We start from the raw sequence: 13,524 nt of genomic DNA on the forward strand, positions 1-13,524 counted from the left end.
AGGCCAACGCTCACCGCAGGCATCGCTCATCCCAAATCTCCAAACGACCAATTTTCGTTGTGTGACAGTTTAGGATGCGGAAGGCAGGATGTATGAGAATTCTTGAGAAATAAAGCCTAACAGACCCCAATTAGCAACGGCTTTGCTAAACAGTCCCTAGATAGAACACTATTTTGCTTACTTTTTCGTCCAGTATTCGCCACACTTTGCTCAGTCAGATTTCGTTGTGTTAGGCAAATGGACAGTGAAGATAGTACCTTTCCCTAAAGTTGAAGAAACAGATATATTTCCTTGATGGGCTTCGACAATTTGTCGGGATAAATATAATCCTAAACCGTTGCCTTGACGTTGATGCTTGCCTTGGCGAAAACGTTCAAATAACAGTAATTGCTCTGTTTCACTGATACCAATGCCTGTATCCTCCACTTCAATTTTTACCCCTTGAACGGTGGAACAGAGGCGAATTTCTACTGAACCAACATCGGTGAAGCGAATGGCATTACCAACTAAGTTAACTAGCAGTCGGTGTAGTTCTATCCTATCTCCCCACACTTTTACTGCTGATGGATATGTATTGTTCAATTTTGTGGTGAGATTTAAGTTTTTCACCAGAGCTAAAGGTTGAAGTTCCTCAACTACTTTTTGGCTTAATTCCCACAAATCTACAGCAAAGAACTCCAAATATTTACTGCCTGCTTCATACTGGTAAACTTCTAGCATATTTTCAACCATATCTAACAGGGTTTGATTATTTTCAGCAATTTGCTGTAAATATTCTTGTATTTGGGACAATTGTTGACCAAAACTTCCTGTTTGAATCAGGTTCAGCATTTGGATTGCAGATGTTAAAGGAGTACGTAAATCATGAGTTAAGTTAATTACAAAATCTTCCCGTCGTTGGCGAGCAATTGCTTCTCGTTGATAAATACTGTGTTTAAGTCGCAGTAGCGATCTCACTCGCGTCAGCAATTCATTTATCTCTACAGGCGCAATTAAAAATTCGTCAGCACCCGCTTGTAAACCTTGAATTAAATTAGACTCGTCACAATTGGTAATCAGCAAAACAGGTATAAAAGGTAAGTCAGAATTCTGTTTGATTTGTCGAGTAATTTCATGACCAGTCTTATTTGGCATGAAGGTATCTAATAGCACTAAGTCAGGGGGAGATTCTGCAATCTTGATTAAGACTTCACAATGACTATTTGCTACTGTTACCTTGTATCCTTGGTGCTTGAGAACAGATTTCACGCCGTCAAAATTTTTCGCTGTGTCATCTACCAAAAGGATGCTTTCTGTTGAATATGGTTTCCAAGAGAAAGGTGTCATACGGCTATAGTAGATATTTTAAATTTAGTTTGCTATTAATTTTTTTCTACGTATCTTCATCTTTAGATAGATTTATAAAGAAAATTTGAAGACTCTTCATACCTCGATAGGTAGATATTGGCTAAAGAGCAGGAAAAATCTGACCGATAGAATGAGCCATTTTTAACTCATGAGTTACCACACTAGGAGGAGTACATTCACTAGTTGTTGAGATAAATCATGAAAAATATCAGAGCAGCAGTTATCGAAGACAACAATTTGACTAGGGTGGGAATACGCAGTTGTTTGAATGAGCAAAAGAATATTCAAGTTGTGGGAGATGCTGAAACTGCGGCTGTTGGTCTCAAATTGCTGCAAGATAATAAACCAGATATTGCAATTGTGGATATTGGATTACCAGATTTTGACGGCATAGCACTGGTACAGCAGTTTCGACAATCTATGCTAGCAGAAGCCGCAGAGCAAACAAAAATCATTATGCTCACTTCGTATACTGTGGAACAAAAGGTATTAGCAGCATTTGCAGCGGGGGCTGATTCTTACTGTGTGAAGACAATTAAGTTTGAGTTACTGTTAGAAGCAGTATATGCAACCTACGAAGGCTATTCGTGGCTTGACCCAGTAATTGCGAAAATTATTCTCAAGCATACTCGTCAATTGACAGCGATGGCGCAACAGAAAGTTGCTCAACCGATAACCATCTCTGCAATTGCGCCAGAACAAGCTGGTATTCCAGAAACAGAACCATTGACCAATCGGGAAATGCAAGTTTTGGAGTTAATTGTCCAAGGTTATACAAATCAACAAATTGCCAAAAAACTCTACCTCAGCATAAGCAGTGTTAAAGTATACGTGCGGAGTATTTTGGACAAACTTTGTGCTAGCGATCGCACTCAAGCTGCTGTCATAGCCTTGCGAGCAGGTTTACTTGAGTAAAACATTAGACAAGCAAAGAAATCTACGGGAGACAACTACCTAAAGTGAAGTGTTGTCACACGACACGAAGAACAAAGATGACTACTATAGAAAAAGTAGTTGCTCTTGAAATATTAACCGCGCTTACATCCCTATCCCCTTGTGGGTGGGGTTTTACGCGCGGTCAATAAAAAGCCAACAAGCCATTACATAACCCTTGTTGGCTCATCAATAAGGTGCTAGTGAACTAAAAGTGAATCTTTGAAATCTTGAATTGCTGTTGCTGTTAAAGCATAAACAACCCGACGTTTACGTTCAACATGAGTACCATCTACAGGAATTCCTTTCTTCCAAGCAGCAATAATTGCTTTCTTATCTGCTGAGTAAACCGTCTTTACTTTTCGGTATTTTGCAGGTAATTGTTCTGCATCTACCAGTACGTCACAACTCGGCGGGTTTTCTTTAATTGTGATCCGTAGTGAATTACCAACCATTTGCTCAGGTAAAATCCCTGTAGCATTTTGTTCTAAAATAGTTTCATCGAATTTCTGCCGCCAGCGTTCTAGTCTTAAAAGTGCTGATTGATGTACGGCTTTAAGGTGTTCTAATCGTTGCTTAATAGCTGTTATTTCTGCATCTAGTTGTAATGCCAGTTCGGCTTGGATATCAACAGCTTGTGACTGTGCTTCCTCAGTTTCCCAAATAGCAGTGATAATAGCATCTTCTTCTTCAGGAGTCTGGCAATTAGTTAGCTGTTCCCAGAGATGAGCAGCTGTTTGGGATAGTCCTGCTAAAGATTGTTGCGCGAGTGCTATAGTCATGATTACCACCTTCCACAAGTCTGATAGTATTCATGTTCAGTTTCAATTTGGTTTAAAATAGCTATTGTGCCCACATCTAAATTGGTATCGAGAGATAAATTTGAAGTGCGCTGTTGTATAACCTGATGATTTTGCTCAGTCGCAGCAGTAAAGTTAGGCTTCAGTATTGTTATACTTTCTGTTACAGTTGTTGATTGTTGCATTATTTAGGTTGCTTAACGCCATCAATCTGAGCGCGATAGCGCATCTATTTATGTTCGTATTGCACCAAAATTTTCTGATTTATTTTAGTGTAATTTTTTCTTTACGTTGTCAATTTAGGATTAAAACTGCAAATAAGATGAAACTCATCAAAAAATCTGAAAAGCTTATTCAAAAGCCGAAAATAGTAGAAGAAGGAAAAGAACAAGAAGTGCAAATCGATTCTCGTAATTTAGAAGATTCTGTTGTTGATAACCAACTAAACCCAAGTATAGAATATCAAGAACCAAACTTTGTGCCAATGCGTGATAATGCTGTAGTTCTATCTGTAGGTAATACAGGATGGCAAATTTCTGAGATTTGGAAAGATATTAGATTAGACAGTTTTTAATTATTAGTTGATTGTTTGATGTGACGACTTTTGAATTGTTAGAGTTTAACAAAAATTAAGTTATGTCTACTGATTATTATCCAATCGTTCTTTATCCACCTTTAGCTAGGCAGTGGAGGAGTGGTAATCAAAGACAGAAGTATCTAAAAGCTTCATTTCAAGGTTGCGTTGCATTACCAGATGAAAATAGTATAGCCAAGCAGGGAGTGAGCGAAAGACATTTTTTTCGGCATTTACTGGCGGCTTTTTCTGGAAATCTGATTTGTCAGGCAGTTGAGTTTGAAATTCCTGGTTATCCTCTTCGCTACTCCGCTGATTTTATTTTTTATCATCACTCATCTGGATTAGCACTTGATATCGAGATTGATGAGCCTTATACTGGAGATACTGGTAAACCTCATCACTGTATTGATGTTGAGGATGATAAAATTCGCAACCGTTTTTTCTTAGAGCGTAATTGGGTTGTAATCAGGTTTGCAGAAATTCAGGTAGTGCGTCATCCTTGGAGTTGTTGTAAGGTTATTGCTCAAACAATTGCTAAGTTAACAGGAGATGATAACCTGTTCGTGCTGTTACAAAGATGGGCTGATGTACCTTTACAAAAACGCTGGACAAAGCGTGAGGCTAGGCTGAGGAAAAGGAATAATTATCGTCAGTCTTATCTGCAAGATATATACCAACACAGTCTATGAATTAAACAATTCAAGCCACAATACTAACTTACACTACTTGATTGATAATTTTGGTATTCAGTTAGTTTCAAATAACTAACTTTTTTGGAAGCAATAACAATGGTTGCTAGAAACTACAAATTAGATAACCAAAAATTGATGGTCTACGGGCTGCACTTCAATAATATTGCGATACCAGGAAAGAAATGCTACATTCCAAACATCAACTTTTACTTTAACAGTTGTTTCCTCTCGCATTTGACCATAGCGTTCTGAACTATTCCAAATCAGGTAAAAATTTTATTTCTTTGTAGTCTAGAATACTTATTCTCTCGTTAAGTAACTTCAAAAATCCCCTTAATACGAAATGAGGGTAATTAAACTTGCTCCCATCTATATTTGATTAATTTTTGCAACTGTCATGACTTCAGATAAAAAAAAAGTCTTTAAAGATACTGACAATCACGAATTAAATCAATCTATTTTAAATGAAATTCAAGATAATATTAAACAAGTAATTCGCGATAAATTACCTCATTATTTTTTATCTGAACAGACATTCTATAGAGCAGCAGCAGATAATTCAGAATTGTTTGATGCCATATTTAACGAAGTATTGTATAGTACAATATCCTCACTAGCTGCTGCAAAATATCAAATTGATGAAAATACCCTACCTCATCTCTATAATATAATCAATAAGGATCTTGAAGGCTGTAGAGATGGACAAAAAAGCTCTTTATTTACATCACAGCCATTTGAGGCAATTCCTACAGCAGCACTTATGCTTTCAAGTATTAATTCTCAGATTAAAAAACAAGAGTTTTGGCACAAGAATGAAGAGGGGATAGCTGTTGCACAACATAGAGCTAAAGGTAATCCCCAAAATTATATTGAGCATTATATTAGTACCCCAGGTGATGTAACATTACTTCCTTGGAATGAAGCCCAACAGATTATTGATAAATTTGGCTTTAATAGTGTAAAATTACACTTAATATTTGCTGCCTATACGATGGAGCAGGAAAAACCTTGGGAAAGCTTATTTACTATCAAAGGTAGTGAGTTAATCGAAAAAATTGGCTGGGATAAGCGAACTAATTTACCTAAACATCAAAAACTTCTAGAAATAGCAAAAACTGCGTTTGCATTGGATTGTTTGTTGGTTAAAACAGTATGGATAGAAGGTAGAAATAGAAAAGGTGGTATAAATGCTAGTACACCTGTTGGTCGTATGTGGAACATCACGATTGTGCCGTATGGTCAGGTGAATTTATCTGGCAATATAGAAGAACCATTAGAAGTTCAGATCATTATTCAACCAGGTGCTTGGACTAAATACTTTTTGAACCGAGCAGGAGCAGAATCACGGGAAGCTTTGTTTCAATTTGGCTACTTAGCTCAAAAAGTCTTAGAAATTGATCCTTATCATGAAGAACTGACATTAAGGTTAGCTATATATTTGACACTAGATAGCCGGGTTCGTCTTGATGGCAACTACAGAGTACAGGAGCTAATAGAAATTGCACTGCCCAAAACAGAACTAGATAAAGCTTTATGTGATCGAATGAAAGCTTTTAAGCTGAAGCGACGTTGGGATAAAGCTTTAGATCAGTTGCTTAATAAACTTAACTGGCAAATTGCATTTGACCCAGAAACTTATCCTGAATTGCTAAGGCCAGGGTGTAAGCAGAAACAGCCTAAAGGATACTTTAACAAACTATTGAATGCTCGGCTGACTATCAAGCCCCCACATCCTATTCCTGAACTAATAGCATCCAAAGTTAAGCCAAAGTTATCACAATTACAGCCCAAAATAAAGGATACAACTTCAGAAGATATTAAATTGACTGGTAGCCAAGTGAGAGAGGCACGGATTGCCAAAGGGTGGCCACAGACTAAATTAGCTAGTTTTTTAAGTGTATCTCAAAAGTTCATCTCATTAGTAGAACGAGGCGATCGCCCACTTAGCCCGCAACAATCCGCCTATGTCCGCATCCTCTTAGATATCAAATTTTAACTAAGTGGAACTATTTGAAAAAACAAAAATATGTAAAGGCAAGTAAATTAGTCCAACAGCCTCTTCAATCTTGCTTGTTGGTTTTTTCCTGGCTATAACAACAATTTTTAAAGCTAATCTACTTAATTCGGCGGAATTGTCAACCTTTAGTCGTTTGTGCATTGTGCTGCAAGCAAGGCAGGGTGTGCTACTTCACCAAGTTTTCACCACCAGATGGCTATCAACTTCAAGCAGATGGTTTTTGTTCTAGTTTAGTTCTCAAACAAAATTTAGTTCTAAAGAAAAAAAATGCAAAAATAGCTTGTAACCCTTGTCTTACATGGCTTTTAGCGTTAGAACAAAAACTCTAGTATCCTATAACAAAAACTCTAGTATCCTATAACAAACGGGGGCTATACCCCTTGCTAAATAAGGGTTTTTTTCTGCGGAGAAGATAGATCAGTTTTCAAATACCGTTCTTGCCAATATGGCACAATGTGTGAATATTACCTACGCGGCTATCTATTGACTGAACAAATCACCCTTTTGATGCGAAATACGGTGGATTCGGCAGTTTCGGTAGCGCTTTCTGAGGTTTATAACGAAAAAAACTGCATTTACCAAGGAGTTTTGTTTATGGGGCTAAACATAGAACTGCTGGACTTATTTAATCAATCTTTGTTAGGGAATTATCATAACTCCAAAAAAAAAGCTGGGTAGTCCGCTAGTTGTTTGGTTTCGGTAACAGGAGACTCAAAAGTCTAGAATGACGTTCACCAAAAACCACGAGATGATTTCCAGTCATCTCAACAACGGGCGAGCTATCCAACTCGTCCAAACAAACAAAAAAATATTTGATCCCATTTTAGACCATGAATTTCCTGTTTACCAACAATTATTAGGCATGAAACTGAGATAGCTGTGGCATACTTCCTACCCTACAGGATACTACTGGTCATTTAAGGAACCCTCACCCCATAATTTTATGAGGTTTGCGGCGTAATCATAATCCCCAGCAGCATTCTCAAAGGACAGGGCGTTCAACTCAAACTTTCGGTAATTGGTGGATTTATTCCCTCCTTTTCTTCCTTGATAAGGGGATACCTCGATAAAATCTGATACTTCTCAGACATTCTTTAAGAAAGCGAAATTCTTAACAACCATCAAAAGCAGCGAAAAATCAGACCCTAAAGCCAAAAAGCAGCTTGTTACAGCTACTCAAATCAAAGCCAACTAGCGGCTACCCGATGAACAAAAACAAAACATCGAGGAAAGCCAGCCATGTATCTACCAGAAAAACCCCAACCAAACCGCAAATCAAAACAGCGGAAATCTTACCAAACCAGAATAGAACCCCACCAACCAGCCTCAGAGTTAGGAAAACGGTACATAAAATACTTCTGGCATCCTTGGAGTGCCATAGTTGCCCCAGCCCATAACCTCAACCGTAAACCAGACTGGAAAACAATAGACTATTACCTCCAGCCATCCCAACTGTGGGCAGACCATCAAAACACAAACAAACTCATAGGAGTACGCTTTAATTCCACCACCAGATACGCCACAATCGACCTAGATGCAGGAGGAGACAACCATAGCCTAGAAGCATATAGAAAAATCAAAGCAGCCCTAGAAGACATAGGCATAGTAGATACAGTCCCCATCCAATCAAGCTACAGCGGCGGCTACCACCTCATCATCCCCTTCAAAGTCAAAATACCCACCTTCAACCTAGCCTGCGCCCTACAACAAACCCTACAAGACGCAGGATTCAAAATTCGCCCAGGACACATAGAAATATTCCCCAACCCCAAACCCTGGGGAAAAAACACCATCACCAACTACAACGCCATCCGCTGCCCCATGCAGCCAGGCAGCGGCGCATTCCTCCTAGATGACCACCTACAACCAATCAGCCACTCAGTAGGCACCTTCCTAGACCATTGCGACCATGCAGCCCGACGGCAAGACCTAACCAAACTCAGATACGCCAGTGAAAAAGCCAGAAAGCGGCATACAAAAGAACAATATCGCCAAAAACCAGGCATCAAAATCGAACAATGGCAAGCCGAATGGGAACAAATCATCGCCACAGGCTGGACAGACAGAGGACAAACAAACACCCTCCTACAAATCATCGTCGGTTACGGCATCGTATTTAAAGACCTAGAATCCGAAAACCTCGTGAAATACGCCGTAGAAACAGCCAGAAACGCCCCAGGATACACACAGTATTGCCACCACCAACATCACATAGAAACCAGAGTTAGAGACTGGATAAAATGCACAATCAAACACCAATGGTATACCCCCTATGCCAGTCGTCCAAAACGCCCCCTAGGAACATTCATCAACACATATGCCCTAGCCATAGCAGGAGATAGCCAAACCGAAAATCATCAAAACCTAGACAACGTAATACCCTTTGAAAAAACAAAAATCAGAAATCAGCAACGCAGTCAGCAGACCCAAAAACGCATAGAAGAAATAGTAAAATACTTAGACTCGCAAATACAAACAGAAAAAGAAACAAAAACAGAATCAAGCCAAAGAATAACAGAGAGAAGTAAACAGATAAGTGCAGAATACAAACGCAGATACAACAGAACATTAAGCCCAAACACACTATACAAACACAGACACCTATGGCATCCCCAATGGTACATACCAGACCCTTGGGCAGAAAACAGCATAAAGCAAACAGATAACAGCCTGGATGAGAGCAGAAACCAAAGAAACAGCAAACAATCAGAAAATAGCGCAAACCCTTATCCAGAGAGCAATTACACACAGTTTGACCGAAAAAACGACATGGAAAAAAAAGAGATACATCAAAACCCTTATTCAGAGAGCAATTACACACACTTGCCCTATATGAAGGTTTTATGTATAGCACCAGCTACGTGTCCCGCAGGGGCTGATGTAGTTGCAGAACGCACACATCAAATTGAGGACATTCAAAAAGACTCAGCTGTAACTCAACTTGCAGAAAATCAATCAATCATAAATTCTGCTAATAGAGTTGAAAATAATTTAAATCAACTCAGTGACGAATTAGAAAATTCAATCACTGCAAGTATTTTACAATCAAACGAAGAGAACAAAATCGAATGTGATGAATTAAACAAACTTAGTTTAATTCAGTATTTCTTATACCTGTTTTTCCGTTGCGCCTCGTCGAAAAACGATAAACAAAACTTATCAATGGCTGGGGAGAATGAACAGGAAATTGCTTATGCGATAAAGACAGGCGAACATTCACTTAACAGCCTTCAAAGGCGGCAGGGGGTCTGGAGTGGTGAGTTGATACAATCAGCCATTTCACCAGAAACACCAGCCTCACAAGGGAATAACGGGGGGCAAATTGCACCTGTTGGGGTGAACCCAGATGAAACCGCAGAACCAGTACAGGAAATTGCCTCCAACGGCTGGCAGAGAACATCTGTTGGGGAGGAAATACCAGTAGCTTTGGTTTCAGCAGAACCACTGCTTCAAGGTGGCTGGAATGGGTTGCAGAGTGGCTCTGTTGATAATTTGATACCAAGTGCAGAAATACCAGAACCATTCCGACAAAATGGCAAGAATGGTCAGGAAAGTACCTCTAAAGGTGATACGAGACCAGAGGTAACAACAGAATCACCAGTTAAAAATGGCAATAATGAGCAGAAAAATACCTCAGATGAGGGTTCTAAAGCTGATGATAACTCAAGGATTGAGTTCCTCAAGCGGTTAACAAAATTGCGGCTACTGGCAGTAAGTCATGCTCACAAAAAGGTACGGGAATACAGCTTGTTTGTAGGGCGGTTGATCTGTGGTCAAGAGCGCCGACATTTGGAGATGACGTTCCGAATGGAATTTTACCTTGATTCGGGTCAAGAAATCTTGGTAGTAGAAGCTACTGCATGGTCAGAGGCTAATCCTGGGTGTTTGCCGTTTATTTGGGAAGCTGTGGAAAGTTTGGGATGATTAAACTTGCAGTCCACAATTATCCACCCTGCTCTCCTAAAATTTTTCACTCTCCGAATGGTTAGAACAACGGCATCTTCATTTTTGGGGCTGTAAAATCAACTCGCCATTGTAGTAGGTTGCCCCGTCTGGTTGCCACAGTTCTACAGGTTCAGCCTTGGGGTCTTCTCTAAAATCCATGCAACTATCACCAGTCACACCACCAGCATGAACAGCGCAGACAAGGTGGGGATTGTGTGAATAAAGGAGACAGCGACTACATTCGGGTATTTTAGGCATAATATCAATTTTTATATAAGTCAACAGGTTAGCTAGGCGATCGCTTTCTGCTAAGAATCTGTAGCAAAAATATGTCTCACAGAGTCAGTATTTTACTATAAAATTTGTATTGTCTTTCTGGGGAAGATGAAACATAAAAACAAGTAATATTGTCAAATTAAATTTCGCGAAAATAACGATTAAATAAAGCTTGTCCAGCTTGACGATGTTGTTCTCTTAATTCCGTGGGAGATAATATTTCTGCCTTGTCCATATAGCGATAAACCCAATAAAGAAACTCATCTAAAGAACGGGGTGGTAATTTTACATGGTACTCTATAAATTTGTATTCTCCAGTATTTTTGTCGGTTTCTCCTAGTATAATTTTTTGGTTTAAATGACGACGCTCTCCTTCTAAAATAAAATTTGATATGGGAGGATAAAAGCGTACCTCAACTTTAATAAATTTAAGATTTCCTGATAATTCTAATTGTTGTAGTTCTGGTTCACCTAAGTTTAATCCCCAGCCATTTTCAAATAACTTATAGGCTTTAGCTAAACTTTCTCTTTGTTTTTCTAATCCCCGTGCTGGTATTTTTACAGGATAACAATGACTATTAAACCGATTAATACGCCCCATTACTAAATGTCCATTTTCACAAAGTTCATATAATAAATACCAGGCAATATCATGATAAATTAATTGTAAAGGAAATACTTGAAAACGTCCAATACGATTAGAAGCATACAAATCTTTAGTGCGCGAAATTTCAATGGCTTTTCCTTGACTTATGGCTTGTTCTAATAATGGTAATTGATGAAATAATGTATCTCTGTTTTCTCCCTTTGCGGCCATTTCTTCTGGGTCTGTGTGAATGATGGCACGATTTAGATGCTGACGGGTAGGATAAAAAAATTCTCCTTTGAGTTCCATATCCAAACCACGCAGTCTTTTACTGAGAGTTTCATAAATGCGTCTCGTCTGGGCATCACCTTGATATTGTGCCTGAGATGCTAAGGAGTTAAATGCTACCTTTAATTCAGCAGTAGACAGCGCACCAGTGCCTAAATAATAGCCCCAACGATACATCCGACGGTCAAGGATACCATAATTTCTGAGTGTTTCTAAATCTTTGCGTAATGTAGCAACTGCTGGGTAATTGTCGGGTAATTCTATATTTAATTCTTGTGCTAATTTCTGTAGATATATTCTCACTACACTAATTGCATCATGATTTTGGTTGTCACCAGACTCTAGAAATTCTGGACTCCCCACACCAGGATATTTGAGTAAGGTAGCAATTAATAGTAATAACCGTTCAAAGGCTAAACGTTCTGTGTAAGGATGAGTAGGTTTTTTAGGCATTGTCAAAATAATTACTTTGTTAGTAATTTATGGAAAATAATCTACGTACAAAAAGAAAATATTTAGACAGTTTTTAGAGATTAGCTGTAAGTGTTATGAATATTAATTTGTAGCAGATAGTTATAATAATTCAGTTTATCTTCTTTTTCTGGTTTTTGGGTGATTCTGAAGTTATGGTAGTCAATATCATCACTTTTATGTCAGGTTTTCTGCATCATGTATATTTCCCGGCGCTCCGCTGCTGTCAGAAATGTTTCTGTCTCTACTATTAATGGCGGTATTACTCTGGTCATTTTGCTAATTGCACCTTTGGGTTTAACAGCAGTAATTATGAATACTTTATTGGTGACTCTTGCTACTTATTTGGTTTCCAGTATGGGGGATAGGATACTGTTGTGGTTAGAACCAGAACAAAATGCAGAACTCACTTCCTCAGAAGAAGGCGAACATCGTTCTACAAGCAAATCAAATTTACAACGTTGGTGGCGTTAATAATTCATCATTGTTGATTTTATGCAGACTCTTTATATTTCTGAGCAAAATTGCTATGTCTGTTTGCAGAAAGAAACTTTGTTAGTTAAGCAAGGGGACACTGTATATGTTGAGGTGCAGTTACCTTTGTTGGAACAGATTTTAATTTTTGGGCGATCGCAAGTAACTACTCAAGTCATTCGCGCTTGTTTATGGCGCGATATTCCCATTGCGTATTTATCGCGGATGGGCTACTGCTACGGTAGAATTTTACCGATTTCTAGGGGATACCGTCAATTATCGCGTTATCAACAACAATTATCCCCTGTAGACAGGTTAATTACTGCTAGAGCTATTGTCAAAGGTAAATTGAAAAATAGTAGAATTTTGTTGAGGAGACAAAGAAAAAAAAGAGAGTCAGAAGTTATAGAACGGGTTTTAGAAAGTTTAGATTATTTAGCGGAACAAGCAGCACAGGCTGATACATGGGAAAGGTTAATGGGTTTTGAAGGTGCTGGTGCTGCTCAATATTTTTCTGCTTTTAGTGAATGCCTAGCTAATCCTGATTTTGTGTTTTCTGGTCGCAGTCGTCGTCCTCCAGGAAACCCAGTGAATGCAATGTTGAGCTTTGGTTATCAAGTTTTGTGGAATCATCTATTAGCATTAATTGAAATTCAAGGAATAGACCCTTATTATGCTTGTTTACATCAAGCTCATGATGGTCATGCAGCATTGGCTTCTGATTTAATTGAGGAGTTTCGCGCACCTTTAGTAGATTCTTTGGTGATGTGGTTAATTAATCGTAGAATTGTTAGCGCGGAGAGTGATTTTGAGTTTAAGGATGGTGGGTGTTATTTAAATGATTCTGGGAGAAAGAAGTTTCTACGTGCTTTTGTACAGCGGATGACTGAGGAAATACAAACCAATGATGGAAAACAGCCAAAATGGGATTTACTAACTCAACAAGTCAGGGCTTTTAAACAGTTTGTTTACAATCCTAGTCATCATTATCAGCCTTACAGAATTGATTAACTTATATCTTGCACCTAACGGGATACCCTGAGAAAAAGCAAACAAATGCAACCACAAAAGGAAGGATAAGACAGAGGAATAAGATGAAATAAAAAGAACAAACAAAT

Annotated in this window: 12 protein-coding genes; 7 read left to right on the top strand and 5 right to left on the bottom strand. The window is 38.6% G+C overall.

Annotation, left to right across the window (positions count from 1 at the left end; all coding sequences use genetic code 11):
• Positions 1–210: 210 nt before the first annotated feature.
• Entirely contained in the window at positions 211–1,326 is a 1,116-nt protein-coding gene (locus H6G73_RS17455) for a hybrid sensor histidine kinase/response regulator (RefSeq protein ID WP_190606765.1), read from the bottom strand.
• Between the two features lie 219 nt (positions 1,327–1,545).
• On the opposite strand from H6G73_RS17455, the gene H6G73_RS17460 reads away from it, so the two are divergent.
• The gene (locus H6G73_RS17460) at positions 1,546–2,262 is read left to right on the top strand and encodes a response regulator (protein WP_190606768.1); all 717 of its coding nucleotides are present in this window, start codon (positions 1,546–1,548) and stop codon (positions 2,260–2,262) included.
• Positions 2,263–2,480: 218 nt separating this feature from the next.
• Here H6G73_RS17460 and H6G73_RS17465 read toward each other — a convergent pair whose 3' ends face one another.
• Together H6G73_RS17465 and H6G73_RS24290 are read right to left on the bottom strand one after the other, a co-directional pair.
• Positions 2,481–3,062, bottom strand: coding sequence for a siphovirus Gp157 family protein (locus H6G73_RS17465; protein WP_190606770.1), 582 nt, complete (start codon positions 3,060–3,062; stop codon positions 2,481–2,483).
• Between the two features lie 2 nt (positions 3,063–3,064).
• A complete protein-coding gene (locus tag H6G73_RS24290) occupies positions 3,065–3,265 on the bottom strand; it encodes a hypothetical protein (RefSeq protein WP_206756238.1) in 201 nt (66 codons plus the stop codon).
• Positions 3,266–3,402: 137 nt separating this feature from the next.
• On the opposite strand from H6G73_RS24290, the gene H6G73_RS17470 reads away from it, so the two are divergent.
• The 4 genes from H6G73_RS17470 (at position 3,403) to H6G73_RS17490 (ending at position 10,290) form a co-directional block, all read left to right on the top strand.
• Positions 3,403–3,654, top strand: a complete 252-nt coding sequence (locus H6G73_RS17470; RefSeq protein ID WP_190606772.1) for a hypothetical protein — start codon at positions 3,403–3,405, stop codon at positions 3,652–3,654.
• Between the two features lie 62 nt (positions 3,655–3,716).
• Positions 3,717–4,346: a hypothetical protein gene (locus H6G73_RS17475; protein WP_190606774.1), complete on the top strand. Its 630-nt coding sequence runs from the start codon at positions 3,717–3,719 to the stop codon at positions 4,344–4,346.
• Between the two features lie 400 nt (positions 4,347–4,746).
• Positions 4,747–6,345, top strand: a complete 1,599-nt coding sequence (locus H6G73_RS17480; protein ID WP_190606775.1) for a helix-turn-helix domain-containing protein — start codon at positions 4,747–4,749, stop codon at positions 6,343–6,345.
• A 1,260-nt stretch (positions 6,346–7,605) separates the two neighbouring features.
• Positions 7,606–10,290 (top strand): hypothetical protein, encoded by a 2,685-nt coding sequence (locus tag H6G73_RS17490; protein ID WP_190606779.1) that lies wholly within the window; start codon positions 7,606–7,608, stop codon positions 10,288–10,290.
• Positions 10,291–10,368: 78 nt separating this feature from the next.
• On the opposite strand, the gene H6G73_RS17495 is transcribed toward H6G73_RS17490, so the two are convergent.
• Together H6G73_RS17495 and H6G73_RS17500 are read right to left on the bottom strand one after the other, a co-directional pair.
• Positions 10,369–10,569 carry a hypothetical protein gene (locus H6G73_RS17495; protein ID WP_190606781.1) on the bottom strand — a complete coding sequence of 67 codons (201 nt, stop codon included), beginning with the start codon at positions 10,567–10,569 and terminating at the stop codon, positions 10,369–10,371.
• Positions 10,570–10,726: 157 nt separating this feature from the next.
• Positions 10,727–11,914, bottom strand: coding sequence for a helix-turn-helix transcriptional regulator (locus H6G73_RS17500; RefSeq protein WP_190606783.1), 1,188 nt, complete (start codon positions 11,912–11,914; stop codon positions 10,727–10,729).
• Positions 11,915–12,130: 216 nt separating this feature from the next.
• Between H6G73_RS17500 and csx18 the strand changes: the two genes are divergently transcribed.
• Both csx18 and cas1 read left to right on the top strand, forming a co-directional pair.
• Entirely contained in the window at positions 12,131–12,406 is a 276-nt protein-coding gene (csx18, locus tag H6G73_RS17505; RefSeq protein WP_190606784.1) for a CRISPR-associated protein Csx18, read from the top strand.
• A gap of 21 nt (positions 12,407–12,427) precedes the next feature.
• The gene (gene cas1, locus H6G73_RS17510; protein ID WP_190606786.1) at positions 12,428–13,417 is read left to right on the top strand and encodes a CRISPR-associated endonuclease Cas1; all 990 of its coding nucleotides are present in this window, start codon (positions 12,428–12,430) and stop codon (positions 13,415–13,417) included.
• Positions 13,418–13,524: the final 107 nt, after the last annotated feature.

Source organism: Richelia sinica FACHB-800 (assembly GCF_014698825.1).
In the GTDB taxonomy this organism is placed as follows: domain Bacteria; phylum Cyanobacteriota; class Cyanobacteriia; order Cyanobacteriales; family Nostocaceae; genus FACHB-800.